This window comes from Rhodovulum sp. PH10 (genome assembly GCF_000293785.1).
Lineage (GTDB): Bacteria > Pseudomonadota > Alphaproteobacteria > Rhizobiales > Xanthobacteraceae > Rhodoplanes.
Map to the genome: position 1 here is coordinate 19,966 of NZ_AKZI01000030.1, position 26,013 is coordinate 45,978.

Here is a 26,013-nt window from a genome sequence, read left to right on the forward strand (position 1 = left end):
GAGGGCGCCGGAGGGGGTCCGTCGCGCCGAGGGCGTCTTGCCCGAGGGCGGCGCGCCAGAGGGCGTCGCGCCCGCGCGGCGTCGTGCTAGAAGCGAAGTCTCGCCACCGCCACCCCCGAACCCCGCGAGGACGCCATGGACCTCCACACCGCCGGACACCGCCGCGGCGTCGCCGCCGCGCCCCATGCCGCCGCCGCCGAGGCGGGGCGGGCCGTGCTCGCCGAGGGCGGCAACGCGCTCGAAGCGATGGTGGCGATGGCCGCGACCATCGCCGCGGTCTATCCGCACATGACGCATCTCGGCGGCGACGGTTTTTGGCTGGTTCACGAGCCGTCCGGCCGGGTGCGGGCGATCCAGGCCGCCGGCCGCACCGGCAGCCGGGCGACCATCGACCTCTATCGCGAGCACGGCCACGAGACCGTTCCGACCCGCGGGCCGCTCGCCGCCCTCACCGTGCCGGGCGCGGTCGACGGCTGGGCGACGGCGCTCGAGGCGGCGCACGCGCTCGGCGGCAGGCTGCCGCTCCCGGTGCTGCTCGCCCCGGCGATCCGCGCGGCGGGTGACGGATATACCGTGTCGCCGAGCCAGGCGGCGCTGACCGCGGAAAAGCTCGCCGAGTTGAAGGATGCGCCGGGCTTTGCCGAAGTTTTTCTCGCCGAGGGCAAGGCGCCCGAGCCGGGCGCCACGATGCGCCAGGAGGCGCTCGCCGCCACCCTCGATCATCTCGCAGCCGAAGGCCTGGACGATTTCTATCGCGGTGACGTCGGCCGCGAGATCGCCGCCGATCTCGACCGCATCGGCAGCCCGGTGACCCGCGCCGACCTCGAACGCCGCCACGCCACGGTGGCCGCCCCCCTCTCCGCCGCGCTGTCGGTCGGCACCGTCTTCAACACGCCGCCGCCCACCCAAGGGCTCGCCTCGCTGATCATCCTCGCGCTGTTCGACCGCATGCGGGTGAGCGAGCCGGACGGCTTCGAGCACGTGCACGGGTTGGTGGAGGCGACCAAGCGAGCGTTTCGCGTGCGCGACCGGGCGATCTGCGATCCCGACCACGTGCCGGCGCCGCCGGAGAGCTTTTTGGCCGAAAAAGTCCTCGCGGCCGAGCTGCAAAGGATCGACCCGAGACGAGCGGCGCCGTGGCCGCAGGCAGCCGAGAAAGGCGACACCATCTGGATGGGCGCGGCCGACGCGAGCGGGCTCGTCGTCTCCTACATCCAGTCGATCTATTGGGAGTTCGGCTCCGGCTGCGTGCTGCCGCGCACCGGCGTGCTGATGCAGAACCGCGGCGCCAGCTTCTCGCTCGAGCGGAAGGTTTTGCGCGCGCTGGCGCCCGGCCGGCTGCCGTTCCACACGCTCAACCCGGCGCTCGCGAGACTGAACGACGGGCGGGTGATCGCCTACGGCACCATGGGCGGCGACGGCCAGCCGCAGACCCAGGCCGCCGTGTTCACCCGGCACGTGATGTTCCGGCAACCGCTCGCCGATGCGATCGACGCGCCGCGCTGGCTGCTCGGCCGCACCTGGGGCGCCGCGCAGGACAATCTGCGGCTCGAGGCCGGATTTTCCGATGCTCTGGTCGATCGGCTGCTGTCGGCCGGCCACGACGTCGAGGTCTTGCCGGAGCGCCACACCGTGACGATGGGCCATGCCGGCGCGGTGGTGATGCACCCGAACGGCGCGATCGAGGGCGCCCACGACCCGCGCGCCGACGGCGGCGCGGCGGGGGTGTGATTCGGTTTCCGAATGAGGAGTTCGGACCAGCGATGACGGCACGGCCTCCACCTCTCCCCAGTGGGGAGAGGGTAAAACCCCGAGCCGTTCAGCCCGGAAACAGCATGACACGAGATCTCACAGCCGGGTGATGGTCAGCCCGCCGTCGACATTGACGACCGTGCCGGTCGAGAAGGCGAGCTCGGGCTTCGACAGCGCCCGCACCGCATTGGCGATGTCCTCCGGCTTGCCCCAGCGCAGCGCCGGCACCAAGCCATCGGCGATCAGCGCGTCGTACTTGGAGACGACGCCGGAGGTCATGTCGGTCTTGATGATGCCGGGCCGCACCTCGAACACCGAGATGCCTTCGCCGGCGAGCCGCACAGCAAGGCCCTCGACCACCATCGCGAGGCCGGCCTTGGAGATGCAGTATTCGAGCCGCGAGTTCGACACCATCTCGGCCGAGCACGACGACACCACCACGATCGCCTTCGGCGTGTCCGACTTCTGGGCGACCATCCGGTTGGCCACCGCACGCGCCATGAAGAACGCACCGCGCAGATTGACGCCGAGCACGTAGTCGAAATTCTCCACCGTCGTCTCGAGCACGTCGAGCCGCTTCGGCGGCGCCACGCCGGCGTTCGAGACGAACACGTCGATCGCCCCGAGTTTCTCTTCCACCGTGTCGAGCACGCGGGCGTGGTCGTCGACGTCCTGCACATTGCCGGCGACGAAGGTCGCGGCGACGCCGTGCGCCTCGAGCGACTTCACCGACGCCTGCGAGACCTCGTCGTCGCGCGTGCCGGTGATGGCGACGTCGAAGCCATCGGCGGCGAGGCCTTGCGCCACCGCGAGCCCGATGCCGCGGCGACCGCCGGTGACGAGGGCGACGCGGCGCCCGGTCTTGTTGTTCATGTCGTGTCTCCTCGAATCTCTTTTCGCCGCCGCGGCGGGACCGGGTTCGTTACCCTCTCCCCGGCGGGGAGAGGTGAAACCGGCGCCGGGACCGTTCTCGGATCGTCGATCGTCCTCGTGGTCAGCCGAAGAACGTCAGATACGGGCCGCCCTCGGCGAGCCGCTGCACGTACAGAGCGACCTCGCGCATGTGATAATCGCCCCACATGGTCGCCTCGCCGCTCGGATTGGTCTTTCCGGGCTGCACGTAGTCCCAGCCGTTCGGCCGGTGATACTGGCTGTGCAGCACGAGGCCCTGATGGCCGGGCTTCAGGCTCAGATAGCGGTCGGACAAAAGCGTGCGCACCACGCCGAGGCCGGCCTGGCGATAGCGCGCGCCGCCCTCGCGGCCGGTCGCGTCCAGCCAGGCGCCGAACCGCAGAAGCCCCTGGGCGGCGATCGCCGCAGCCGAGGAATCGACCGGCTCGATATCGTTCTCCGGCTCGGATTCGCGCGAATAGACGTCGCCGAGATCGCGCATGCCGGGCGCCCCGGTGTCCCAATAGGGAATGCCGTCGGTCGCGGTGTGGTCGATGTAGAAGTCGCAGGTGGCGGCTGCCGCCTTCTCCATCATCGCGACGATATCCGCCTTGCCGCCGAACGCCTCGAGTTTTGCCGGATCGACCGTCTCGATGAATTCGAGCATCTCGGCGAAACCGGTGATCGCCCAGGAGAGGCCGCGAGTCCAGGTGGAGAAGCCCGAATAGCCCTGCTGGGTGCCGACGCAGCGGAACGCGCGGCTGACGGTGTTGAAGATTGCCTCGTGCGCGGTGCGGCCGCGCAGGTCGTAGATGTCGCGGCCCTCGCCGTAGAACACCGCGTATTTCGCCGTGGTGCGGGCGTGCGCGACCAGCCGGCCGAGGAGCGGGATCACCTGATCGCCCTCGCCCTTCATCACGTGGCCGAGCCGATGGGCCAAGGCGAGCGCCCGCAGCGTGCGCATGGTGTCGATGAACAGCGAATGCGGCCCGTTGAACGACTGGATGTAGCCGAAGCCGTCGCCGAGCTCGGTCCAGCGGTTCGCCTGCACGGCGCCGGAGCATTTGAGCGCCAGCTCGAAATATTCGAGCTGCCACGGATCGCGCGGCATGCGGCCCTCGAGCACCAGTCGGCGCAGGTTTCCGTATGTGCTGATCTGATTGAAGCCGTGGTCGTGCACGCCGAAATGCGTGACGTGCACCGGCATGTCGGCGCGGATGCGGTCGAGCGCGAGGCGGAGAAACGCGTCGTCGCCGGTGGCGTCGAACTGCAGCACGGCGCTGCCGAACTCGAAGCCCTGCGTCCAGTCGGTCCAGCCGCGCGGCTGGTAGACGCCGGCCACCGTGTGCACCGGGGCGCCGGCGGCGCGGTCCATCCCTTCGTCGATGGCGACGATCTTTTCCGCGGACAGATCCCACATCCGGCGGATCGCCGGCAGGAGGTCCTTCGGGGCGAGAGCGGTGTCGATCTTCATGAGCGTGTCTTCCCGGGGAGAGGTCGTCGCGGGCGCGGCCTTCGTTTTCGGCCGCGCCCCGGAGTGACGAACGGTGCTGGCGCATCGTCCGGCGAGGTCGCCCCGGAGGGGTCTTCCGCTCGTCCCCGCGAAAGCGGGGACCCAGTTTCTCGCTAAGCGACCGGCTGGATTCCCGCTTGCGCGGGAACGAGCGGAGTGTGGGGCGACGTTGCCGAACGGGTCTCTAGCGGATCACGCGGGCGCCCTTGCCCTTCATGATCGCCTCGACCTCCTTGGCGTTGACCATCGAGGTGTCGCCGGGGGTGGTCATCGCGAGCGCGCCGTGGGCTGCGCCGTACTCGACCGCGGCCTGCGGCCCCTTGCCCTCGAGGAAGCCGTAGGCGAGGCCGGAGGCGAAGCCGTCACCGCCGCCGACGCGATCGAAGATCTCGAGGTTTTCACGAAGCGGCGCCTCGTAGAACTTGCCGCCGGCCCAAATGATCGCGCCCCAGTCGTTGAAGCTCGCGGTCTTGGCGTTCCGCAGCGTCGTCGCCGCCACCTTGAAGTTCGGGAACTCCTTCACGGCGGTGGCGATCATCTTCTTGAAGTTCGCCGGGTCGATCTTGGAGATGTGCTCGTCGAGCCCCTCCACCTCGAAGCCGAGGCAGGCGGTGAAGTCCTCCTCGTTGCCGAGCATGACATCCACATAAGGGGCGATCGTGCGGTTGACCTTCTGGGCACCCGCCTTGCCGCCCTGGCTCTTCCACAGCGAGCCGCGGTAATTCAGATCGTAGGAAACGATGGTGCCGTATTTCCGCGCCACCTCGACCGCCTCGATCACGACCTCCGCGGTGTTGGTCGCGAGCGCGGCAAAGATGCCGCCGGTGTGGAACCAGCGCACGCCCTCCTCACCGAACAGCTTCTCCCAGTTCACCTCGCCGGGCTTGAGCTGCGACGCCGCCGAATGGCCGCGGTCCGAGCAGCCGAGCGCGGCGCGCACGCCAAATCCCTTCTCGGTGAAGTTCAGGCCGACCCGGGTGTTGCGGCCGATGCCGTCGAACTCGCGCCAGATCAGATGCGAGGTGTCGACCCCGCCCTGCCACATCATGTCCTGAACGAGCCAGCCGAGGTCGTTCTCCGGCAGCGCGGTGACCACCGTCGCCCGCTTGCCCCAACACTTGCGCATAGCGCGCGAGACATTGTACTCGCCGCCGCCTTCCCACACCTGGAAGCTGCGCGCGGTGCGCACCCGGCCGAAACCGGGGTCGAAGCGCAGCATCACCTCGCCGAGCGAGGCGCAGTCCCATTTGGTCTCCGTCGCGGGACGGATCTTCAGAATCTCGTCGCTCATCGTCGTCGTGTCCCGGTATCTCACTTGCCGCGGATGGTCTTGATCAGCGCGACGGTGTCGCGCACCTTCTTCTCGATGCCGGCGTAATCCTTGGCGGCGAGCAGATCCTTGGTGATCAGCTTGGAGCCGATGCCGACGCACACCACGCCCGCCTCGAACCACTTGCGCAGCGACGCTTCGGAGGCGTCGACGCCGCCGGTCGGCATGATGCGGGTCCACGGGCACGGCGCCATCACCGCCTTGACGAACTCCGGCCCGCCGACCAGATCGCCGGGGAAGATCTTCACGACCTCGCAGCCGAGCTCCTCGGCGAAGCCGATCTCCGACATCGTGCCGCAGCCCGGGCTGTACGGAATCTTCCGCCGGTTACAGACTTTTGCCACGTCCGGATTGAGCAGCGGGCCGACCACGAACTTCGCGCCGTTGGCGATGTAGACGCCGGCGGTCGGCGCATCGACCACCGAGCCGACGCCCATGATCACGCTCGGATCGGCTTTTGCGAAATGGCGCGCGACGTCGAGAAACACCGACGAGGCGAAGTCGCCGCGATTGGTGAACTCGATGCACTTGGCGCCGCCATTGGCGCAGGCCTGGATGACGTTCTTACAAACCTCGACGTCGGGATGATAGAACACGGGGATCACCCCCTGCCCCTGCATCGCGGCGAGCACCGTCATGCGATCGTGTGCCATGTCTTCGATCTCCTGGAGAGATGACGGCGGCCGCGCGACCCTCTGCGCCCGGCGCCGTCGGTGAATCGGATGTCGGAGGAGGCCGGCGCGACGCGACGGGGGTGCTGCGCGAACCCGAACGGTTCGGCACCGCCGTGCACGATGAAGCCGCGCGTCTCGGTAGCCACCAGCAAGCCTCGTGGAGCGTGATCGGCCGGACGGGTCGGGAGGGCGACCCCGGGGAGCGACCCGGCGACCCGTGGGCGACGATGATCCGCCGACCAAGTAACCGTATAGTTACAAGTCACCACGAGGACGGTCGACCGTCAAGCGTCGAGCCGTCAGCCCAACGCAGACCGGGGCCGCTTCACGGCATGGCTGGCGACGGAGATTCGGCGCGGGGGCGGCCGCTCGCGCCGGCGAACAGTATTAATCCGGGTCACGGGTGACGCCATGGCTATAGCCGAGTCGACGACTCGTTTTCTCGAACAACGCCAATCGAATCACCGCTCGTCGCGAGCGTTAACGTTAATTTTCATAAAACATTAGTCGCTTTTGATTAAAATTGATCTCAATGATTTTTTAACCAATATTAACGGCCGCACCAACCACGGAGAGGGACGATAATGTCCTGCAGCACGCTTCACGCGGCCGCCGAGACCGCGGCAGCGAACGGCCCCGAGCGTTTGCGCACCGGCACCGCGGCCGGCCCGGCCCCCGCCGGCAAGATCGGCCCGCCGTTCGAGCGGCCGCCGCTCGCGCGAACGGCCGAGGCCGGCCGGGCGGCGCGCAACGCCAAGGCGAACAACGCCAAGGCGAGCGGCACCCCGGCGGGCGGCGGCCCCCAGCGTCCCCCCTCCTCGCTCGACAAGACCGCCGAAAAGCTCCTGCGCGCCTTCAACACCTGGGCGTTCAAGCGCGAGCAGCCGTCCGACCCGCATCTGCTGATTCAGGTGGCGACCGGCGCGGTCGCCCGCGGCGTGCCGCTGCGCTTCGTGCTCTATTGGGGCAAGGGGCCGCGCGACACGGTCGCCGCGCCCGAGCTCGAATGCCTCGACTATCTCGCCGCGATGGCGGCGCGCGTGCGCGAGGCACACCCGCCCGGCGCCGCGCTGACGCTGATCCTCACCGACACCCATGCGGCGCTCAACGGCCACTCGGCCGCGCGGATCGACCGCTATTTCGGCGAGGTCGGGCACGAGGCGCAAGCGCGCGGCTTTGCCACCTGCCGGCTGTCCGAGGTCACCCGCACCGCCGAGCCGCTGGTCGGGCCGCTGCCCGACGAGGCGCCGCCCGAGGAGGTGCTGGAAAACCTCGAGGCGAGCGCGCTCAAATGGTACCGCGGCGACGGCACCGCCGAGGACGGCGCCAAGCGCTACTGGCGGATCAACATGCTGGAGAAGCGCGCGGTGGAGATCGCGTTTCCCGGCAGCGTGTTCGTCACCTTCAACGGCTCGAAGGTGCGCAGCCTGTTTCCGACCCGCCTGCCGGTTTTCTACATGTACTCGCTGCGGCGCGGCGTCGGCGTGAAGCCGTGGTTCTTGGACGACGAGGCGGCGGCCGGCGACGGGGAGGCCTCCGCATGAGCGCGGCCGCCGTCCAAGGGCCGGGGGCATCCACCGAAACCTTGCGCGAGAACGCCGCGAGCCGGCTCGACACGCCGCACCCGGAAAATCCCCGCCTCGCGCCCGCGCGCCGCGACCTTCCGATCCCCGACACCGCCCGTCGCGCCGTCGCCGCGGCGGAAAGCACGGCCGAGCGCGCAGCGGACGGCGCGCGGCGCACCGACAACGTGCCGCTCGGCATCCTCTTCATGGTCGGCTCGACCGTGATGTTCGCGCTGTCGAGCGCGCTCGCCAAATGGCTGGTGGCGATCTATCCGGTCGGCGAGGTGATGGCGTTCCGCTCGATCTCCTCGCTCCTGGTCTGCTCGGCCTTCATCCTGCCGGTGACCGGTTTCGCCGTGTTTCGCACGGCCATCCCCGGGCAACACGTCGCCCGCGGCGCCTCGCAGGCGATCTCGCAAACTTTCACCGTGCTCGCGGTGTCGATGATGCCGATCGCCGGGGCGATCGCGATCGGCTTCTCGGCGCCCCTGTGGGCAGCGCTGATCTCCGTGCTCCTGCTCGGCGAGCGGGCCGGCAAGGCGCGCTGGGCGGCGCTCGTCGTGGGCTTCGCCGGCGTTTTGATCGTCACCGAGCCGGGGGCGGATTCGCTGAAGCTCGGGGCGCTGTTCGCGCTCGCCAATGCGGTGATGTACGGCGGGGTCACGGTCGCGGTGCGCGGCATGGCCAAGACCGAGACGCCGAACACGCTGCTGATGTGGCAGATGCTGACCATGTCGGTCTGCCACGTGTTTCTTCTGCTGTTCGGCTTCCGCATGCCGACCGCGGTCGACGCGGCGCTGCTGATCGGCATGGGCCTCGCCAACACGATCCAGCAATATTGCTGGACGCGCGCGTTGTCGCTCGGGCCGACCACCGCGGTGTCGCCGTTCTATTATATGAGCCTCGTATGGGCGATGCTGCTCGGCTTCCTGATCTGGAACGACCGGCCGACGCTCGCGCTGCTCTCGGGCTCGGCGATCGTCGTCGCCTCCGGCCTCTTCCTCCTGTGGCACGAGGCCAAGGCCAAGCGTCGGGCGGCGGCCGCCGCCTGACGCGACCGAAAGAGCGAGCACCGTCGCCGCTCAGGCGGCGGCGGTGTGGCGCTTCGCCCAGCTCGCGACCAGCTCCGGCACGTCCTCGATCGGCACCGGCCGACTGAACAGATAGCCCTGCGCTTCCTCGCAGCCGATCGCGGCGAGGAATTCCTGCTGATAGGGCGTCTCAATCCCTTCGGCGGTGGTCGTCATGCCCAGCGCGCGCGCCATCGTCACCACCGCCTGGACGATCGCCACGTGCTCCGAGCCGCCGTCGAGATCGGCGACGAAGGTGCGGTCGACCTTGATCTTGTCGAACGGGAAGCTGCGCAGGTAGCTGAGCGACGAGTAGCCGGTGCCGAAATCGTCGAGCGCGAGGCGGATGCCGATCTCCTTCAGCCGGCGCATGATGTGCAGCGTCTTGTCGCTGTTCTCGAGCAGCACCCGCTCGGTCATCTCGAGCTCGAGGCGGTGCGGCGGCAGCCCGGTCTCGGCGAGGATGCGGGCGATCGTCTCGACCAGCGTCGGCGCGGTGAGCTGCACCGGCGACAGGTTGACGGCGATCTTCAGGTCGCCCGGCCAGGCGGCGGCCCGCCGGCACGCCTCGCGCAGCGCCCACTCGCCGAGCGGCAGCACCAGGCCCGAATCCTCGGCGACCGGGATGAACACCGTCGGCGGCACCATGCCGCGCTCGGGATGGTGCCAGCGCGCCAGCGCCTCGAATCCGGTGATCCTGTTGCGGGCGAGGTCGACGATCGGCTGGCAGTGCAGCGCCAGCCCGTCGCGGGCGATCGCCTCGCGCAGATCCATCTCGATCTGCCGGCGGTCGACCAGCTCCTTGTTCATCGACGGATCGAACAGCTTGTGGGTGCCGCGGCACTCCGCCTTCACCGCATAGAGCGCGAGGTCGGCGGCCATCAGGAGGTCGTCGGCGGCGCGGCCGTCGTGCGGGCCGATCGCGATGCCGACGCTGACGCTCGACACGATGCGGTGGCCGTCGATCACGAACGGCTCGCCGATCGTCGCGACCAGCCGGTCGGCGAGCTGGTCGAGCAGCGGGCGCGACTGCAGCCGCGACACCACGATGGCGAACTCGTCGCCGCCGAGCCGCGCCAAGACGTCGGTCGGGCGGACGGTGCGCTTGAGCCGGCGCGCCACCTCCTGCAGCAGAAGGTCGCCGATGCGGTGGCCGAGCGTGTCGTTGATCACCTTGAAGCGGTCGAGATCGAGGAACAGCACGGCGAACTCGCGCACCGTGCCGTCCGCCGCGACCTCCTGGCGGCCGACCTGATCGAGCGCCGAGCGGAACACCCGCCGGTTCGGCAGGCCTGTCAGCGGGTCCTCGGCGGCGAGCCGGGCGACCCGCGCCTCGGCCTGCCAGCGCTTGGTGATGTCGGTGAAGGTGTGCACGAAGCTGCCGTCCGGCAGATGGGCGGTGCGCACCTCGAGCACAGTGCCGTCCGGCAGTGCGCGCTCGCACACCGTCAGCCGGCGGGAGGCCGCGTCCGCGCCCTCGAGCGGCGGCACGTTCGGCAGCGCCGTGTCGCGCAGCCGGCCGTGCCGGGTCTGGCAGTCGGCCAGCCGGTCGAACCGCGGCGGCGTGTCGAGAAAGTCCGCCGGCAGGTCGAGCAGCTCGAGGCAGCGCCGGTTGATCACCGGGATGTCGAGATCCCTGGTCACCAGCATGATGCCCTGGCTCATGTGCTCGAGCGTCAGCCCGAGCTGCCGGGATTTCAGCACCGCCTGCGCCTCCGAGCGCAGGATGCGGTTGACCGCGAACAGGATGAGAATGGTCAGCGCGATGCCGACCACGACGTTCAGCTCGAGCGTCGTGCGCGAGGGCTGGAAGATGTCGTTGTCGTCGACGCTGACGCTCACCCACAAAGGCTGTCCCCGCACCTTGCGGACGGTGACGGTCTGGGTTCCCGGACGGGTCGGCTCGTCGGTCTCGAAGGTGGTGTTGGTGCCGGCCTCGATCGCCGCGTAGAGCGGCGTGCCGCGCAGGTCGGTGCCGAGCCCGTAGCCGCCCGCCCGGCCGCCCGACGAGCGCACCACCCCGTCGCTGCCGATCAGCGAGATCGAGGCGGACGGGCCGAGATCGATCTTGTCGTAGAACTTGGTGAGATGCGCCGGATCGAGCGAGGCCACCACCACGCCGGCGAACGAGCCGTCGGCATTGGAGAAGCGGCGGGTGAACTGCACCGACCAGCGATGGCTGATCCGCCCGACCAGCGGCCGACTGATGAACAGCCTGTCCTCGTCGCTGGCGACATGGACCTTGTAGTGCTCGCGGTCCGACAGGTCGGTCGGCGGCGCCGGCTGCGGCCCGGCGTTCGAGGCCCGCATGATGCCCTTCGCATCGATGATCGCCACCTGGACGATGATCTCGCTGAGGACGTCGGTGGTGGCGACGATCGTGTGGTAGTCGGTGGTGTCCTTGCGGGTCTCGATCGAGCGGCGGAGATAGAGCAGCGCCTTGTCGATCTCGCCGATCGAGCGCAGCACGTTCTCCTCGAACACCATCGCGAAATTCTGGTTGGTGCGCTCGGCCTCGCGCTCGTCGTTGTGCACCGCCTCGACGTACTTCCAGGCAATGCCGATCCACAGCATCGCGATGATGACGACGGCGAAGATGGCCGAGCTGCGGCGCTCGGCGATCATCTTCGGCAGCTGAAGAATCGGCAGGGTCATCGGCGGCCCGGCGGCAGTGCCATTTGCATTTGCGCCATCTTTGACCCTCGCTGTTTCTCCCGGCTTAACGAAGCGTATCCGTTGGGTTCTTAGATAACGTCCGATTAACTCCGGTTGCACTCATCATACCGCCGGTTGCGCATTTTTCCGCCGATCCGCTACCTCCGGTAGGTCTTCCCGTGTATTCTCGTGGCGCTCCGCCGCCCGTCGCCCACCTCCCTCTCCCATCGCTCCCTTTTCCGCCACTGCCGGCCCGCGGTCGGGCGCCCGGCCGAGGAGGCGGTGGCGCTCGCGAGCGTGCCCCTGTATGGTCCGCCACCTCGAACGGTGCCTTCGGGCGCGCGCCACGCGCATCCGCGTCCGGCATTGTTTCGTCTCGATTTTTACAGCGCGCCCGAGCGTCGGCCCGTGATCGGGGCTTTTCGCACGCGAGCGGGCGAGGGGGGTCAAGAATGTCGAAGCTCGCAATGGTGACGGGCATCTCCGGTCAGGACGGCGCCTATCTCGCGCGCCTGCTGCTCGAGAAGGGTTACCGGGTGGTCGGCGCCATGCGCCGCAATTCGAGCACCACCCTCGGCCGGCTCGCCGAGCTCGGCATCGAGCAGGACGTCGAGATCACCGATTTCGAGCTGCTCGAGGATTCCAACATCCGCCGCACCATCGAGCGCCTGAAGCCCGACGAGATCTACAATCTCGCGGCCCAGAGCTTCGTCGGCTCCTCGTTCGAGCAGCCGCTCTACACCGCCGAGGTCGACGCCTGCGGCGTGACCCGCCTGCTCGAGGCGATCCGCGCGGTCGGTAGTACCTCGATCCGCTTCTACCAGGCCTCGACCTCGGAGATGTTCGGCAAGGTCCACGAGACCCCGCAGCGCGAGACCACACCGTTCCACCCGCGCAGCCCCTACGGCGTCGCCAAGCTCTACGCCCACTGGATCACCGTGAATTATCGCGAATCCTATGGCATGCACGCGACCTCTGGCATCTTGTTCAATCACGAGTCGCCGCTGCGCGGCCGCGAGTTCGTCACCCGAAAGATCACGCTGGCGCTGTCGCGGGTGAAGCACGGCAAGCTCGACGCGGTCGAGGTCGGCAATCTCGACGCCAAGCGCGACTGGGGATTCGCCGGCGACTATGTCGAGGGCATGTGGCGGATGCTGCAGCAGGACACCGCCGGCGACTACGTGCTGGCGACCGGCGAGACCCACCCGGTGCGCGAGTTCCTGACGCTCGCCGGCGCGGCGCTCGGCTTCGACCTGGTGTTCGAGGGCAGCGGCGTCGCCGAGCGGGCGATCGACCGCAAGAGCGGCAAGGTGGTCGCCCGGGTGAACGAGAAATTCTTCCGTCCGGCGGAGGTCGACCTCCTGCTCGGCGACCCGGCCAAGGCCGAGAAAACGCTCGGCTGGACCCGCAAGCTCGGTTTTCGCGATCTCGTCACCGCGATGGCCGAGGCCGACGACCGGCGGGTGAGCACCGGACAGCTCTCGTTCTGATCCGGGCGGCGCCCGGACACCCGGGCGCAAAGCCCTCGTCAGATCAGCCGCAAGCCCTTGAAGCTCGCATGGCCCTCCTTGCCGACGATGATGTGGTCGTGCACCGCGACGCCGAGCGGTTTTGCCATCTCCAGGATCGCCTGGGTCATCTGGATGTCGGCGCGTGACGGCGTCGGATCGCCGGACGGGTGGTTGTGCACCAGGATGACGGCGGTGGCGGACAGCTCCAGCGCCCGCTTCACCACCTCGCGCGGATAGACCGGCGTGTGGTCGACGGTGCCGACCTGCTGCACCTCGTCGCGATCAGCTGGTTGCGCTTGTCGAGAAACAGGATGCGGAACTGCTCGCGGTCGGCGAACGCCATCGCCGTGCGGCAATAGTCGAGCACCGCCGACCACGACGACAGCACCGGCCGGCGCTGAAAGGCGCCGCGGGTCAGGCGCTGGGCCGCCGCCTGGACGATCTTCAGCTCGGTGATCGCGGCCTCGCCGAGCCCGCTCACCTCGGCGAGCCGCAGAGGCGGCGCGGCGATCACCTCGGCGAACGACCCGAATTTCGCGATCAGCGCCTTGGCGAGCGGCTTGACGTCGCGCCGCGGCAGCGCGCGGAACAGCACCAGCTCCAAGAGCTCGTAGTCGCTCACGGCGTCCGCCCCCGCCGTCCGGAACCGTGCGCGAAGCCGGTCGCGGTGGCCGTGATAGTGCGGTCCCACGTCCTCCAATCCGAGCCGGCCCTCGGCGTCGTTCTCGTCCGCCATCTCTCGCACCGGTACCGGCATGCGCCCGCGCCCCGCATGAACCATGGCCGACTCGTCGGCTCGTTGGCAACACGCAGCCATGGAGAGATGCAGCCGGCGCACGGAATTCGGCCTGTGCGGCGCGGAACCCGCACGCTATAACGTTTCCAATTTCACCTCACCCACCTCCTATTCCCCACGGACCGACCGCCGATGAAACGTTTCGCCGACCTCACCGAACGGGAGATCATCGCCCTCGCGATCAGCACCGAGGAAGAAGACAGCCGCATCTATCGCGGTTTCGCCGAAGGATTGCGCGAGCAGTACCCGGCGTCCGCCAAGATGTTCGATGCGATGGCCGACGAGGAGGTCCATCACCGCGGCTGGCTGTTCGACCTCTACCGGGAGAAATACGGCGAGTACATTCCGCTGATCCGCCGGCAGGACGTGAAGGGCTTCGTCAAGCACAAGCCGCTGTGGCTGGTGCGTCCGCTCGGGCTCGAGGAGGTGCGCAAATACGCCGAGGCGATGGAGTACGAGATCGCCCGCTTCTACCGCCGCGCCGCCGACCAGGCGCGCGACGCCTCGATGCGCGAGCTGCTCCTCAAGCTCGCCGAGGCCGAGGACAAGCACGAGGCGCTCGCCGAGCAGCTCGAAGGCGAGATGCTGCCGGCCGACGTGCGCGCCGAGGAGGACGCGACCGCCCGGCGGATGTTCGTGCTGCAATACGTCCAGCCCGGCCTCGCCGGCCTGATGGACGGCTCGGTGTCGACGCTGGCGCCCTTGTTCGCCGCCGCCTTCGCCACCCAGAACACCTGGGAGACCTTTCTGGTCGGCCTCGCCGCCTCGATCGGCGCCGGCATCTCGATGGGCTTCGCCGAGGCCTTGTCCGACGACGGCTCGCTCACCGGACGCGGCTCGCCGTGGCTGCGCGGCGGCGTGTGCGGCCTGATGACCACGCTCGGCGGGCTCGGCCACACCCTGCCCTACCTGATCCCCGATTTCTGGACCGCCACCGTCGCCGCCTTCGTGGTGGTGATCCTCGAGCTCGCGGCGATCTCCTGGATCCGCTGGCGCTACATGGACACGCCACTCCTCTCGGCCACCTTCCAGGTGGTGCTCGGCGGCGCGCTGGTGTTCGCCGCCGGCATCCTGATCGGCAGCGCGTGAGGCGCCGCGGCGTCGCGCGCGCTCAGCCGAAGATCGCGAGCCCGATCAGGCCGAGCGTGCCGACGATCACCCGCCACCACACGAACAGCCCGAAGCCGTGGCGGGAGACGTAGCCGAGAAAGGTCTTCACCACGACCCACCCGAAGATGAAGGACGCGACGAAGCCGACCGCCACCACCACCAGGTGCTCGCCGGTCATCTGGGCGTGGCTCTTCAGGAGGTCGTAGGCGAAGGCGCCGACCATGGTCGGCATCGCGAGCCAGAACGAGAACTCCGCCGCCGCCCGCCGGTCGGCGCCGAGCAGCATCGCGCCGACGATGGTGGCGCCCGCCCGCGACACGCCGGGAATCATCGCCGCGCACTGCACGACGCCGATCTTGAAGTACATCGGCAGCGGAAAGCCGGTCGCCTCGTCGTATTTCGGCTTCAGCGGCAGCTGGTCGACATAGAGCAGCACCGCGCCGCCGGCGATCAGCGAGAAGCAGACGATCCAGGGGTTGAACAGCACGTCCTTGATGAAGCCGTGCGCGAGCGCGCCCACCACCGCGGCCGGCAGGAAGGCGATCAGCACGCCGATCACGAAGCGCCGCGAATAGGCGTCGGTGACCATGTGGGTGGCGAGCAGCCACAGCTTGCGGAAATAGATCGAGAGGAGCGCGAGGATCGCGCCGAGCTGGATCAGCACCGCGAAGCTCTTGCCGAAATCCTCGTCCTGGAACCCGAAGAAATGCTCGATGAGCAGGAGGTGGCCGGTCGAGGACACCGGCAGGTATTCGGTCAACCCCTCCACGAAGCCGAGGAAGGCGGCCTTGATCAGATCGAGCAGCATGGGCGGATCGGCTCCGGACGGTTTCTTTCCAGGCCGGCGATGCGACGGCCGGCAGGCGCGGGGGCGAACGACGCGGCGAAAGGCGACCACGGACGGCACGGCGGACGCGCGGCCCCCCTGCCGCCGTCCGGGCCGCCGCCCGGAATTCACCGCAATGCCGCGCGATCAGGGCGGGATTGCGTTCGAGCGGTGACGTCCCTCCGGTTCCGGCCGTTCCGGGTCGTCGTGCGCCCGCGGCGAACGCGCCGGTCGACCCGGCACGCCCCTCTCGGCATCGACCTCTCGGGGTGGCCCTCTCGGCGTAACCGTCTTCGGCGACGGTGCCGCGCTCCGGTGTGTCGCACGGGCGTGCGTCCTGTATAGTGCGCCCGGCCGACGGTCGCGTCCGGCCCGCCCCGAAGTCACTGGTCGCTTGGATGATGTTGACGCTGTTCCACCAGCCTCTGTGCCCGCAGTCCCGGTTCGTGCGCATCGCGCTCGGCGAGTACGGCGTGAGCCCGCAGCTCGCCGACGAGCGGCCGTGGGAGCGGCGGCAGGAGTTCCTCACCCTCAACCCGGCCGGCACCACCCCGGTGCTGATCGAGGAGGGCCGCCCGCCGATCTCGCACCCGGCGATGATCGCCGAATATCTCGACGAGACCCGCGGCAAGGAGCTGGGCGAGCACCGCCTGCTGCCGCTCGACGTCTCGACCCGCATCGAGGTGCGCCGCCTGACGATGTGGTTCCTGGAGAAGTTCTATGCCGAGGTCAGCTTTCCGCTGGTGTCGGAGCGCGTCTTCAAGCGGCACATGACGGTGAAGCAGGGCGGCGGCCCGCCGGACATCGAGTCGATCCGGGCGGCGCTGTCGAACATCCGCTACCATCTCGCTTATATCGGCTGGCTGGTGCGCACCCGCGACTGGCTCGCCGGGCCGCGGCTGACCTATGCCGATCTCGCCGCGGCGGCGCACCTGTCGTCGGTCGACTATCTGGGCGACGTGCCGTGGAGCGAGGACGAAGCCGCAAAGACCTGGTATGCGCGGGTGAAATCGCGCCCGTCGTTCCGGCCGCTCTTGGTCGAGATGCATGCCGGCATCGCTCCCTCGAAGACCTACGCCGACCTCGACTTTTGACGGACCAGTCCGCTCTCCTCTCCGCCTCGTGCGAAAAGACCGGCGCCGAACCGGACCTCGTCGCGGCGTTGCGGGAGAAGGCGGCGGCGCTCGGGTTCGACGCGGTGGCGATCGCCCCGCCCGACCTGCCGCCCGAGACCGGTGCCCGCTTGCGGGATTTCCTCGTCCAGGGGCTTCACGGCGACATGGGCTGGCTCGCCGACCGGCCGGAGCGGCGGACGAGCCCGTGCGGGCTGTGGGCCGACGTGCGGGCAGTGGTGATGCTCGGCGCCAATTACGGCCCCGGCCACGACCCTCGCGCGTTGCAGGCGCAGAAGGACCGCGCGGCGATCTCGGTCTATGCCCGTGGCGACGACTATCACGACGTGATCAAGCCGCGGCTGAAGGAGCTGGCGCGCTGGCTGATCGGCTCCGCCGGCGGCGACGCGAAAGTGTTCGTCGACACCGCGGCGGTGATGGAGAAGCCGCTGGCGATGCGCGCCGGGCTCGGCTGGCAGGGCAAGCACACCAATCTCGTGTCGCGCGACCTCGGCTCGTGGCTCTTTCTCGGCGCGCTGTTCACCACGCTGCCGCTGCCCCCGGACCCGCCGGGACGCGACCACTGCGGCTCGTGCAAGGCCTGCCTCGACGCCTGCCCGACGAAGGCGTTTCCGGCGCCCTGGCGGCTCGATCCGCGGCGCTGCGTCTCGTATCTGACGATCGAGCACAAGGGTTCCATCCCGCGCGACCTGCGGCCATTGATCGGCAACCGCGTCTATGGCTGCGACGACTGCCTCGCCGCCTGCCCATGGAACAAGTTTGCCCGCATGGGCCGTGACGCCAAGCTGTCCGCCCGTGACGAGCTGACCGGCCCGGCGCTCGCCGAGCTGGCGAAATTGGACGATGCCGCATTCCGGGCGTTGTTTCGCAAGACCGCGGTGAAACGGGTCGGCCGTGAAAAATTTCTGCGCAACGTGATGATCGCGATCGGCAACAGCGGCGATCCTTCGCTCGTGCCGGCAGCCGAGGCCCGCCTCACGGACGCCGCGGCGCCAGTGCGCGGTGCGGCCGTGTGGGCGCTGTCGAAACTTCTGCCCGAGCGCGACCTTTCGGCACTTGCCGAACGCCATCGCGGCGAGAACGATCCGACCGTACGGGACGAGTGGCGCGCGGCGCTGCGGAGCGACGAGGGGTGAGGACGATGACGACACTGGTCTGTTTCGGGTTCGGCTATTGCGCGCAGCATTACGTGGCCCAGCACGGCAACCGCTTCGACCGCATCGTCGGCACCACCCGCTCGGCCGAGCGCGCCGCCGACCTCGCCGCCCGCCGCTATGGCGGCCACGAGTTGGAGATGCTGGAGTTCGACGGCGTGTCGGCCTCCGACGAGCTGAAATCCGCCGTCCGCGAGGCGCAGGCGCTGCTGATCTCCTCGCCGCCCACGGACGCAGGCGACCCGGTGCTCGCCGCGCTCGGCGACACCATCACCGAGGATTTGTCGATCGAGAGCGTGGTGCTGCTCTCCACCCTCGGCGTCTATGGCGACCACGGCGGCGCCCAGGTGGACGAGACCGCCGAGTGCCGCCCGGTCGGCGACCGCAACCGCGCCCGCGTCGCGGCCGAAGCGGCGTGGCAAGCGCTCGGCGAGCGCACCGGCATCCCCGTCGCGGTGCTGCGGCTCGCCGGCATCTACGGCCCCGGCCAGAACGCCATCACCAATCTCGAGGCCGGCCGCGGCTGGCGGATCGTCAAGCCGGGCCAGGTGTTCAACCGCATCCATGTCGACGACATCGTCCAGGCGATCGAGGCGTGTTTTGCGCGCGCCGCCGACGGCGTGTTCAACGTCGCCGACGACGAGCCGACCCCGCCCGGCGATCCGGTGGTGTTCGCCGCGTCCCTGCTCGGCCGCGAGCCGCCGCCCGAATGGCCGTTCGAGGAGGCGGTGAAGCATCTGCCGCCGATGGCCGCGAGCTTTTATGCCGAGTGCAAGCGCGCCTCCAACGCCAAGCTGAAACGCGAGCTCGGCGTGACCCTGCGCCACCCGACCTATCGCGAGGGGCTGACCTCGCTGTTCGAGGCCCGCCAGCCAGCCGGCTGATTTTTTCCCCGTCCGCTCGCGGGCGGCCGTGCGTTCCCGACGACCCGAGACGGTGGACCGACGCATGCGATCGCTCTCTCTCGCCCCCCTCGCCCTCGTGCTCGCCTGTGCCGTGGCGCCGGTGCCGCCGGCTCTCGCGCAGGACAAGGGCTCGGTCGATCCGAAACCGCTGCCGCCGCTCGCCCATCCGGAGGATCCCAAGACGCCGGCGAAGCAGCTGTTCGGGCGGGTGCGAACGCCGACCACCGGCAAGGCCGAGGTGATCGGTTTTTATGCCAAGGGCTGCCTCGCGGGCGCCATCGCCCTGCCGGTGAACGGGCCGGCGTGGCAGGTGATGCGGCTGTCGCGCAACCGCAACTGGGGCCACCCCGTCCTGGTGGACACTTTGGAGACGCTGGCCCTCCGGGCGCAAAAAGCGGGATGGCCGGGGCTTTTGGTCGGCGACATGTCGCAGCCGCGCGGCGGACCGATGATCACCGGGCACGCGAGCCATCAGGTCGGGCTCGACGCCGACATCTGGCTCACCCCGATGCCCGACCGGGAGCTGACCCGGCGCGAGCGCGAGGAGACGTCGGCCACCATGGTGGTGGCGAAGAGCCGCGAGGACGTCGACCCGCGGGTGTGGACGCCGGGGCATTTCGCGGTGATCTCGACCGCGGCAAAACTGCCGAACGTCGAGCGCATCTTCGTCAATGCCGCGATCAAGAAGGCCCTGTGCCGGGAGGCTGGCAGCGACCGGGCGTGGCTGCACAAGGTGCGGCCCTATTGGGGGCACGACTATCACTTCCACATCCGCTTGAAATGCCCGCCGGGCGAGACGCTGTGCAAGAGCCAGCCGCCGCCGCCCGCCGACGAGGGCTGTGGCAAGGCGCTCGCCTGGTGGTTCCGCGATTCGGTGCTGCACCCGCGCCCGCCGAAGCCGCCCACGACGCCGCCGAAGGTGAAGCCCAAGCCGCGCCCGCAGCTCACGCTGGCCGGCCTGCCGCCGGCCTGCCGGGCGGTGCTCGCGGCGCCGTGAGGGAGCCGTTAGTCGTAGGGTGGGCAGAGGCGCGCCAGCGCCGTGCCCACCCGTGACGCTTTTTGTCGAAGGTTTCCGTGGGCACGCTTCGCTTTGCCCACCCTACGGCTCTACGGTCGCGCTACACTCGCTCGAGCGCCTGCAAAAGATCGCCGACCAGATCGTCCGCATGCTCGAGCCCGGCGGAAAAGCGGATCAGCCCGTCGCCGATGCCGAGCGTCGCGCGCTGCTCGGCCGTGAGGCGCTCGTGCGTGGTCGTCGCCGGATGGGTGACGAGGCTCTTGGCGTCGCCGAGATTGTTGGAGATCTTGATCAACTTCAGCGCGTCGAGAAAGCGGAACGCGCCGGCCTTGCCGCCGGCGATCTCCAGCGCGACCAGGGTCGAGCCGGCCCGCATCTGCTTTCTCACGACGTCGGCCTGCGGGTGGTCCGCTCTGCCCGGATAGACGAGCCGCACGAGATTGCGGTGGCCGGCGAGCGCGTCGGCGACCCGGGCGGCGGTCGCGGTCTGGCGCTCCACCCGCAGCGAGAAGGTTTCCAGGCTCTTCAGCATTACCCAGGCATTGAACGGCGACAGGCACGGGCCGGTCTGCCGCAGCAGCATGTGGACGTTGTCCTGGATGAATTGTTCGGAGCCCAGCACGATGCCGCCCATGCAGCGCCCCTGCCCGTCGACATGCTTGGTGGTCGAATAGACCACGCAGTCGGCGCCGAGCGTCAACGGGCTCTGCCACAGCGCGGTGGCAAACACGTTGTCGACCACCAGCGTCGCCCCGGCGGCGTGGGCGATCTCGGCCACCGCCGCGATGTCCACCACCTCGAGCGTCGGGTTCGACGGGCTCTCGAGATAAAAGACGCGCGTCTCCGGCCGCACCGCGGCGCGCCACTGGTCGAGGTCGCGGCCGTCGACCAGCGTCGCCGTCACGCCGAAGCGCGAGAGAAGGTCCGAGATCACCCACGAGGCCGAGCCGTAGAGCGCGCGCGCCGCGACGATGTGATCGCCCGCCTTCACCTGCCCGACGAGCGCTGCCGTCACCGCCGCCATGCCGCTCGCGGTGGCACGCGCCGCCTCGGCGCCCTCGAGTGCCGCCATCCGCGCCTCGAACATCGCCACCGTCGGGTTGGAATGGCGCGAATAGACGAAGCCGCCGGTGCCGGCAAAACGCTCCTCGCACTCCGCCGCCGAGCCGTAGGTGAAGCCCTGCGTCAGAAACAGCGCCTCGGCGGTCTCGCCGAACGGCGAGCGCAGCGTGCCGGCATGCACGAGTTTTGTCTCGGCGTGCCAGCCGGCGGTTTCGGGCTGCGCAGCGGAACAGGGATCGGACGCGGATTTGGACACGTCGTCGGACACGGGCATGGGGCGCCTCCTGGGCAACAAAAAACCCGGCCGAGTTCGGCCGGGCGCACGTGTCCCCGGCCTTTTAGCATCCTTGTTTAACGTGGCGGCAAGCCGGCCGGCTCAAATGACCACGGGATAACCGGCGCTGATAGCGACGCGACGGCTTCCCGTCAAGACGGGGCTCCGTTAAGAGACGGGCATGTCCGCGTTGTCGGCGCCGCCGGACGACCCGTCCGCGTGTGCGCGAGGAGGGTTCGTGCCGCTCGCCTTCGGCCCTGCAGACCGGGGCGTCTTGCCCGACCGCATGATCGCGTCGCTGATCTCGGCCGGCGGCATCCGCACGGCCGGCCAAACCTTCGACGACGACCAGATCCAGCCGGCGAGCCTCGACCTGCGGCTCGGCGAGGTCGCCTACCGGGTGCGCGCGAGCTTTTTGCCCGGACCCGGAACCAGCGTCGCGCAGCGGATCGACACGATAAAGCTGCACGAGATCACGCTCGGCGACGGCGCGGTGCTGGAGACCGGCTGCGTCTATATCGTGCCGCTTTTGGAAAGCCTCGCGCTGCCGGCCGATCTCGGCGCGGCGGCGAACCCCAAAAGCTCGACCGGCCGGCTCGACGTGTTTACCCGCGTGATCGCCGATGGCGCGCGCGCCTTCGACCGCATCGAGGCCGGCTATCACGGCCCGCTCTATCTCGAGATCAGCCCGCGCACCTTCCCGGTGCTGGTGCGGGAAGGCTCGCGACTGTCGCAGATGCGTTTTCACCGCGGGCGCGATTTGGTGACCGGCGACGACCTGATCGCGCTCCACCGGCGCGAGAGGCTGGTCGACGAGGCGGGCGCAGATCTCGCCGAGGGGGTGGCGGTGGCGGTCGACCTCGCCGGCTTCGGCCCCGACGGGCTGGTCGGCTTCCGCGCCAAGCACCACACCGGGCTGATCGACGTCGACCGCCGCGGCGGCTACGAGGTGGGCGAGTTCTGGGAGCCGCTGAAGGCGAGCCGCCAGAAGGATCTGATCCTCGATCCGGACGCGTTCTACATCCTCGCCTCCAAGCAGGCGGTGCAGGTGCCGCCCGACTACGCCGCCGAGATGGTGCCGTTCGATCCGCTGGTCGGCGAGTTCCGCGTGCATTACGCCGGCTTCTTCGATCCCGGTTTCGGCGTGGCGGAGGCCGGCGGCGGCGGCGCCCGCGCGGTGCTCGAGGTGCGCTCGCACGAGGTGCCGTTCATCCTGGAGCACGGGCAGACCGTCGGCCGGCTGGTCTACGAGCGCATGCTGGCCCAGCCCGACCAGCTCTACGGCGAGGGCATCGGCTCCAATTATCAGGCGCAGGGCCTGAAGCTCTCCAAGCATTTTCGGGTGTGACGGCGCTGTCGTGCGCGGCGGCACGCGGGTGGCGGCCGCCTCGCTCCGCCCGAGTGGCGGGAAAGCGCTACTCCGCCCCTTCCGACACGACCTGGTCGGTCGGGATGCGCAGGGTGGCGCAGGCGCCGTCGGGCGGGAACGCCAGCGACACCTCCGACTTCAGCCCCTCGGCGAGCATGCGCGAGATGATGGTGTGGCCGAAACCGTGGCGGGTCGGCGGCGTCACCGGCGGGCCGCCCTGCTCGCGCCAGGTGAACACCAGCGTGCCGTCCTCGATCCGCCAGACGATCGCGATGGTGCCGCCGGGCACCGACAGCGCGCCGTACTTGGAGGCGTTGGTGGCGAGCTCGTGCAGCACCAGCGACAGGTTCTGCACCGCCTCGAGCCGCAGCATCAGCGCCGGCCCGTCGATCGTCAGGCGTGAGCGGCCGGCGAACGGATAGAGCTGCGCCTCGACCACCTCGGCGAGCGGCGCGCCCTGCCAGTGCTGGCGCACCAGAAGGTCGTGGGCGAGCGCCAGCGCCTGGATGCGCGCCATGAAGCGCTGCTCGAAATCGGCCGTGTCCGTGCTCGCACGCAGCAGCTGACGGGCGAGCGCCTGGATCACCGCGAGCAAGTTCTTGGTGCGGTGCGACAGCTCGTGCATCAGCAGCTCGACGTGCTCCTCGCGCCGCTTGCGGGCGGTGATGTCGGTCGACACGCCGATCAGGCCGACCACCGTGCCGGCGGCGTCGCGGAACGGCGACTTGGTCGAGAGATAGACGCGCGGCTCGCCGCCGGGGGTGGTGAAGGTCTCCTCCAGCCGGTGCGTGCGGCCGCTTTCCATCACCGCGCGGTCGTTCGCCATCACCGCCTCGGCCTGGGCGCGGTCGTGATGGAAGTCGCGTTCGGTGTGGCCGATCACCGCCTCGGCGGGGCGGCCGATCACCGAGAGGCAGGAGGGGTTGGCCATCAGCATGCGGCCGGCGCGGTCCTTCACGTAGATCAGGTCGGGGGTGGTGGCGCTGACGGCATCGAGCAGCGCACTCGCGCGGGCGAGATCCTCCTCGGCGCGCTTGCGCACCGTCACGTCGATGCCGACGCCGACCATCCGCCGCGGCGGCGCGTCGAACAGCCGCGAGCGCCGCTCGACCCAACGCACCTCGCCGTCCGGCCGCACCACGCGGAACTGCAGCGGCGCCTCGCCGTCCTCGCCGCCCAGGCCGGCCCGGCGGGCGCCCATGATCTTCTCGCGGTCGTCCGGATGGACGCGTGCGAGAAAGGCGGTGAGCGTCGGGCGGGTGGTGTCGGGATCGTAGCCGAGCAGGCGGAAGAACTGGCGCGACCAGCGCACCTCGTCGGTGTCGATCAGCCACTCCCACGAGGCGATGTCGCCGGCCGCCTGCGACAGCTCGAGGAAGGCCGCATTGGTGCGCAGCGTCTCCTCGATGCGCTTGCGCTCGCCGACGTCGCGATGCACGGCCGACAGGCCGATGATGCGGCCGTCGGGCGTCCGCATCGGCGCGCCCGAGATGCCGACCTCGACCGGCGCGCCGTCCTTGCGGACGCGCACCGCCTCGAAATACACGGTCTCGCCGGCGACCAGCACGCGGGCGGAGTTGTCGAACACCTCGCGGTCGCGGCCCTCCGGCGCGATGATCGACAGGGGCCGGCCGATCGCCTCCTCGGCGGTCCAGCCGTAGAGGCGGGTCGCGCCCTCGTTCCAGGAGAGGATTTTGCGGTCCGGCCCGATCGAGAAGATGGCGTCGCTCGAGCCGGCGACCACGGCGGCGAGATGGGCGTCGGTCGCCTCGGCCTGCCGGCGGGCGGTGATGTCCTGATGGATCAGCACGGCACGCGCCGCCCGCCCGTCGCTCCCGGCCGCGGTTTGCGAGGCGGTCTCGGACGTGGTTTCCCACGTGGTTTCCCACGTGGTTTCCCACGTGGTCTCGATCCAGCGCACGGTGCCGTCGGGATCGACCACGCGATAGTCGATGCGGTCGGTGCCGGCCGTGGTCAGCACCTGCGGCAGCACGGCGTCGACGGTGTCGCGGTCGTCCGGGTGGATCACCGCCAGATGCGCCGCGCGCGCCTCGGAGAAGGTGGTCCAGTGCGGCGCGAAGCCCATCACGTCGGAAAAATTGTCGGACGGCACCATCGTGCGGCTCGCCAGATCGACGTCGACGAAGGCGAAGCGACCGATCCGGCTCGCGAGCTTCAGCCGCTCGGCGCCGGCCCGCACCGCGGCCTGGGCGGCGTCGCGCTGGCGCAGGATGTCGCTCGCCCCGGCGAAGGCGCGCCAGACGTCGGCGAGCTCGCGGATCTGGCGGCCGGCCGGCGGCAGCGGGCGGCCGTGCGCGAGTGCCATCGCCGCGCCCTGCAGGGCGCGCACCGGCTCGGCGATGCGGTGGGCGAGAAACAGGGCGAGCCCGATCGCCACGCCCGCGAACGCGGTGCCGAGCGCGAGCAGCGCGAGCCCGCGCCGCAGCGGACTGCTCAGAATGTCCTGCGGGATGCCGATCACCGCGGTCCAGCCGGTGGCCGGCGAGCGGCGGAAGGCGTTGCGCTGGGCGACGCCCTCGTAGGTCACGTTGTCGAAGTGGCCGGTCTGCTGGCCGCCGACGGCGGCGGCGATCAGCTCCGGCCGGGCCGGCAGGCCGACGAAGTGCTCGGGCTGGTGCGAGCGGGCGACGAAAGAGCCGCGCCGGTCGACCACCGCGGCGATCCAGCCGTCGGGCAGCCCCGCCTGGCGCAGCACGTCGCCGAGCTCGGACGGGCGCACCGCGGCGGAGAGCGCGGCGACCGGCCGCCCGTCCTCCATCACCGGCACCGCGACGAGGGTGATCGGCCGCCCGGTCACGCCGCCGACCAGCACGTCGGTGACCACCGGCTCGCCACGCTCGAACACCGGCGCGAGCGGCGCGAGGTCGGTGCGTCGGGTCGCCACGCTCGCGTCGGTGGGAAGCGTCGAGACGAGATGGCGTCCCTCGCGGTCGAGCAGCACGATCCGGTGGCCGAGGCTCGCGGCGGCCGCGTGCGCCGCCCGGTCGAACGCCACACGCTGGTCGTCGTCGGCGAACGGCAGCATCGCCAGCGTGCGAAGGGTCGACTCGACGGCGAAGATGCGGGCGTCGATCAGGCGGACGGTGACGGCGGCGACGTCCTCGGCGCGCTGCTCGAGCGCGAGCCGCTGGTCGGCGGCCGAGCGGAAAATGCTGAAGCCGGCGAACACCAGCACCGGCAGGAGCGTCGCGATGACGAGAACCAGCAGCCGCGAGCGGATGGAGCGCTCGCGCGGCCCGAGCCAGCCTTGCCCGCGCCCTTGCGGCTCGTCCCCCAAACGCCGTCCCCCAGCTCCCTCGGTCCGGCCTCCGGGCAGCGTCGGCGCCGCCGGGCGGACTCGTGAGTTCCCATGGTAATGTATGGCCGTCTTACATTGGGCGCAAC

18 protein-coding genes, 1 pseudogene and 1 riboswitch are annotated in these 26,013 nt (G+C 69.8%); of the genes and pseudogenes, 10 read left to right on the forward strand and 9 right to left on the reverse strand.

Annotated elements, in window-relative coordinates:
* The first annotated feature begins 135 nt into the window (after positions 1-135).
* On the forward strand, positions 136-1,731 hold the full coding sequence (locus A33M_RS05880; protein WP_008384602.1) for a gamma-glutamyltransferase family protein: 1,596 nt from the start codon (positions 136-138) through the stop codon (positions 1,729-1,731).
* 117 nt (positions 1,732-1,848) lie between these two features.
* On the opposite strand, the gene A33M_RS05885 is transcribed toward A33M_RS05880, so the two are convergent.
* The 4 genes from A33M_RS05885 to A33M_RS05900 all read right to left on the reverse strand — a co-directional run bounded on the left by A33M_RS05885 (position 1,849) and on the right by A33M_RS05900 (position 6,139).
* Positions 1,849-2,625: a 3-ketoacyl-ACP reductase gene (locus A33M_RS05885; protein ID WP_008384604.1), complete on the reverse strand. Its 777-nt coding sequence runs from the start codon at positions 2,623-2,625 to the stop codon at positions 1,849-1,851.
* A 121-nt stretch (positions 2,626-2,746) separates the two neighbouring features.
* Entirely contained in the window at positions 2,747-4,117 is a 1,371-nt protein-coding gene (locus A33M_RS05890) for a glycoside hydrolase family 88 protein (protein WP_008384606.1), read from the reverse strand.
* Between the two features lie 223 nt (positions 4,118-4,340).
* Complete coding sequence (locus A33M_RS05895) at positions 4,341-5,447, reverse strand: sugar kinase (RefSeq protein WP_008384609.1); 1,107 nt, start codon at positions 5,445-5,447, stop codon at positions 4,341-4,343.
* A 20-nt stretch (positions 5,448-5,467) separates the two neighbouring features.
* A complete protein-coding gene (locus tag A33M_RS05900) occupies positions 5,468-6,139 on the reverse strand; it encodes a bifunctional 4-hydroxy-2-oxoglutarate aldolase/2-dehydro-3-deoxy-phosphogluconate aldolase (protein WP_008384611.1) in 672 nt (223 codons plus the stop codon).
* Positions 6,140-6,744: 605 nt separating this feature from the next.
* Between A33M_RS05900 and A33M_RS05905 the strand changes: the two genes are divergently transcribed.
* Both A33M_RS05905 and A33M_RS05910 read left to right on the forward strand, forming a co-directional pair.
* On the forward strand, positions 6,745-7,704 hold the full coding sequence (locus A33M_RS05905; protein WP_008384616.1) for a hypothetical protein: 960 nt from the start codon (positions 6,745-6,747) through the stop codon (positions 7,702-7,704).
* Complete coding sequence (locus A33M_RS05910) at positions 7,701-8,777, forward strand: DMT family transporter (protein WP_008384618.1); 1,077 nt, start codon at positions 7,701-7,703, stop codon at positions 8,775-8,777. Before A33M_RS05905 ends, A33M_RS05910 begins: the two co-directional genes overlap by 4 nt.
* 30 nt (positions 8,778-8,807) lie before the next feature.
* Here the strand turns inward: A33M_RS05910 and A33M_RS05915 are convergent, their stop codons facing one another.
* On the reverse strand, positions 8,808-11,450 hold the full coding sequence (locus A33M_RS05915) for a bifunctional diguanylate cyclase/phosphodiesterase (protein WP_008384620.1): 2,643 nt from the start codon (positions 11,448-11,450) through the stop codon (positions 8,808-8,810).
* Positions 11,451-11,902: 452 nt separating this feature from the next.
* On the opposite strand from A33M_RS05915, the gene gmd reads away from it, so the two are divergent.
* A complete protein-coding gene (gmd, locus tag A33M_RS05920; protein ID WP_008384621.1) occupies positions 11,903-12,940 on the forward strand; it encodes a GDP-mannose 4,6-dehydratase in 1,038 nt (345 codons plus the stop codon).
* A 38-nt stretch (positions 12,941-12,978) separates the two neighbouring features.
* On the opposite strand, the pseudogene radC reads toward gmd, so the two are convergent.
* Positions 12,979-13,742 (reverse strand): annotated as a pseudogene (gene radC, locus A33M_RS05925) (RadC family protein).
* 147 nt (positions 13,743-13,889) lie between these two features.
* Between radC and mbfA the strand changes: the two are divergent.
* The gene (mbfA, locus tag A33M_RS05930; RefSeq protein ID WP_008384624.1) at positions 13,890-14,846 is read left to right on the forward strand and encodes an iron exporter MbfA; all 957 of its coding nucleotides are present in this window, start codon (positions 13,890-13,892) and stop codon (positions 14,844-14,846) included.
* 22 nt (positions 14,847-14,868) lie between these two features.
* Here mbfA and A33M_RS05935 read toward each other — a convergent pair whose 3' ends face one another.
* Entirely contained in the window at positions 14,869-15,672 is an 804-nt protein-coding gene (locus A33M_RS05935) for an undecaprenyl-diphosphate phosphatase (protein WP_443212639.1), read from the reverse strand.
* Positions 15,673-16,091: 419 nt separating this feature from the next.
* Between A33M_RS05935 and A33M_RS05940 the strand changes: the two genes are divergently transcribed.
* The 4 genes from A33M_RS05940 to mepA all read left to right on the forward strand — a co-directional run bounded on the left by A33M_RS05940 (position 16,092) and on the right by mepA (position 19,882).
* Positions 16,092-16,787: a glutathione S-transferase family protein gene (locus tag A33M_RS05940; protein ID WP_008384629.1), complete on the forward strand. Its 696-nt coding sequence runs from the start codon at positions 16,092-16,094 to the stop codon at positions 16,785-16,787.
* Complete coding sequence (gene queG, locus A33M_RS05945; protein ID WP_008384631.1) at positions 16,784-17,962, forward strand: tRNA epoxyqueuosine(34) reductase QueG; 1,179 nt, start codon at positions 16,784-16,786, stop codon at positions 17,960-17,962. The genes A33M_RS05940 and queG overlap by 4 nt, the downstream gene beginning before the upstream one ends.
* A gap of 5 nt (positions 17,963-17,967) precedes the next feature.
* A complete protein-coding gene (locus tag A33M_RS05950; protein WP_008384634.1) occupies positions 17,968-18,864 on the forward strand; it encodes an NAD-dependent epimerase/dehydratase family protein in 897 nt (298 codons plus the stop codon).
* Positions 18,865-18,928: 64 nt separating this feature from the next.
* Positions 18,929-19,882 carry a penicillin-insensitive murein endopeptidase gene (gene mepA / locus A33M_RS05955; RefSeq protein WP_008384637.1) on the forward strand — a complete coding sequence of 318 codons (954 nt, stop codon included), beginning with the start codon at positions 18,929-18,931 and terminating at the stop codon, positions 19,880-19,882.
* A 121-nt stretch (positions 19,883-20,003) separates the two neighbouring features.
* Here the strand turns inward: mepA and metZ are convergent, their stop codons facing one another.
* On the reverse strand, positions 20,004-21,239 hold the full coding sequence (gene metZ, locus A33M_RS05960) for an O-succinylhomoserine sulfhydrylase (RefSeq protein ID WP_008384639.1): 1,236 nt from the start codon (positions 21,237-21,239) through the stop codon (positions 20,004-20,006).
* 44 nt (positions 21,240-21,283) lie between these two features.
* Positions 21,284-21,363, reverse strand: a riboswitch (SAM riboswitch).
* Between the two features lie 57 nt (positions 21,364-21,420).
* Here metZ and A33M_RS05965 point away from each other — a divergent pair.
* Positions 21,421-22,587, forward strand: a complete 1,167-nt coding sequence (locus tag A33M_RS05965) for a 2'-deoxycytidine 5'-triphosphate deaminase (protein WP_192814090.1) — start codon at positions 21,421-21,423, stop codon at positions 22,585-22,587.
* Between the two features lie 67 nt (positions 22,588-22,654).
* On the opposite strand, the gene A33M_RS05970 is transcribed toward A33M_RS05965, so the two are convergent.
* Entirely contained in the window at positions 22,655-25,906 is a 3,252-nt protein-coding gene (locus A33M_RS05970) for a PAS domain S-box protein (RefSeq protein ID WP_008384643.1), read from the reverse strand.
* Positions 25,907-26,013 lie beyond the last annotated feature (107 nt).

Coding starts and splice junctions, on each gene's coding strand:
- A33M_RS05880 (WP_008384602.1), top strand. CDS start 136: ATGGACCTCCACACCGCCGGACACCGCCGCGGCGTCGCCGCCGCGCCC.
- A33M_RS05885 (WP_008384604.1), bottom strand. CDS start 2,625: ATGAACAACAAGACCGGGCGCCGCGTCGCCCTCGTCACCGGCGGTCGC.
- A33M_RS05890 (WP_008384606.1), bottom strand. CDS start 4,117: ATGAAGATCGACACCGCTCTCGCCCCGAAGGACCTCCTGCCGGCGATC.
- A33M_RS05895 (WP_008384609.1), bottom strand. CDS start 5,447: ATGAGCGACGAGATTCTGAAGATCCGTCCCGCGACGGAGACCAAATGG.
- A33M_RS05900 (WP_008384611.1), bottom strand. CDS start 6,139: ATGGCACACGATCGCATGACGGTGCTCGCCGCGATGCAGGGGCAGGGG.
- A33M_RS05905 (WP_008384616.1), top strand. CDS start 6,745: ATGTCCTGCAGCACGCTTCACGCGGCCGCCGAGACCGCGGCAGCGAAC.
- A33M_RS05910 (WP_008384618.1), top strand. CDS start 7,701: ATGAGCGCGGCCGCCGTCCAAGGGCCGGGGGCATCCACCGAAACCTTG.
- A33M_RS05915 (WP_008384620.1), bottom strand. CDS start 11,450: ATGACCCTGCCGATTCTTCAGCTGCCGAAGATGATCGCCGAGCGCCGC.
- gmd (WP_008384621.1), top strand. CDS start 11,903: ATGTCGAAGCTCGCAATGGTGACGGGCATCTCCGGTCAGGACGGCGCC.
- mbfA (WP_008384624.1), top strand. CDS start 13,890: ATGAAACGTTTCGCCGACCTCACCGAACGGGAGATCATCGCCCTCGCG.
- A33M_RS05940 (WP_008384629.1), top strand. CDS start 16,092: ATGATGTTGACGCTGTTCCACCAGCCTCTGTGCCCGCAGTCCCGGTTC.
- A33M_RS05950 (WP_008384634.1), top strand. CDS start 17,968: ATGACGACACTGGTCTGTTTCGGGTTCGGCTATTGCGCGCAGCATTAC.
- mepA (WP_008384637.1), top strand. CDS start 18,929: ATGCGATCGCTCTCTCTCGCCCCCCTCGCCCTCGTGCTCGCCTGTGCC.
- metZ (WP_008384639.1), bottom strand. CDS start 21,239: ATGCCCGTGTCCGACGACGTGTCCAAATCCGCGTCCGATCCCTGTTCC.
- A33M_RS05965 (WP_192814090.1), top strand. CDS start 21,421: ATGTCCGCGTTGTCGGCGCCGCCGGACGACCCGTCCGCGTGTGCGCGA.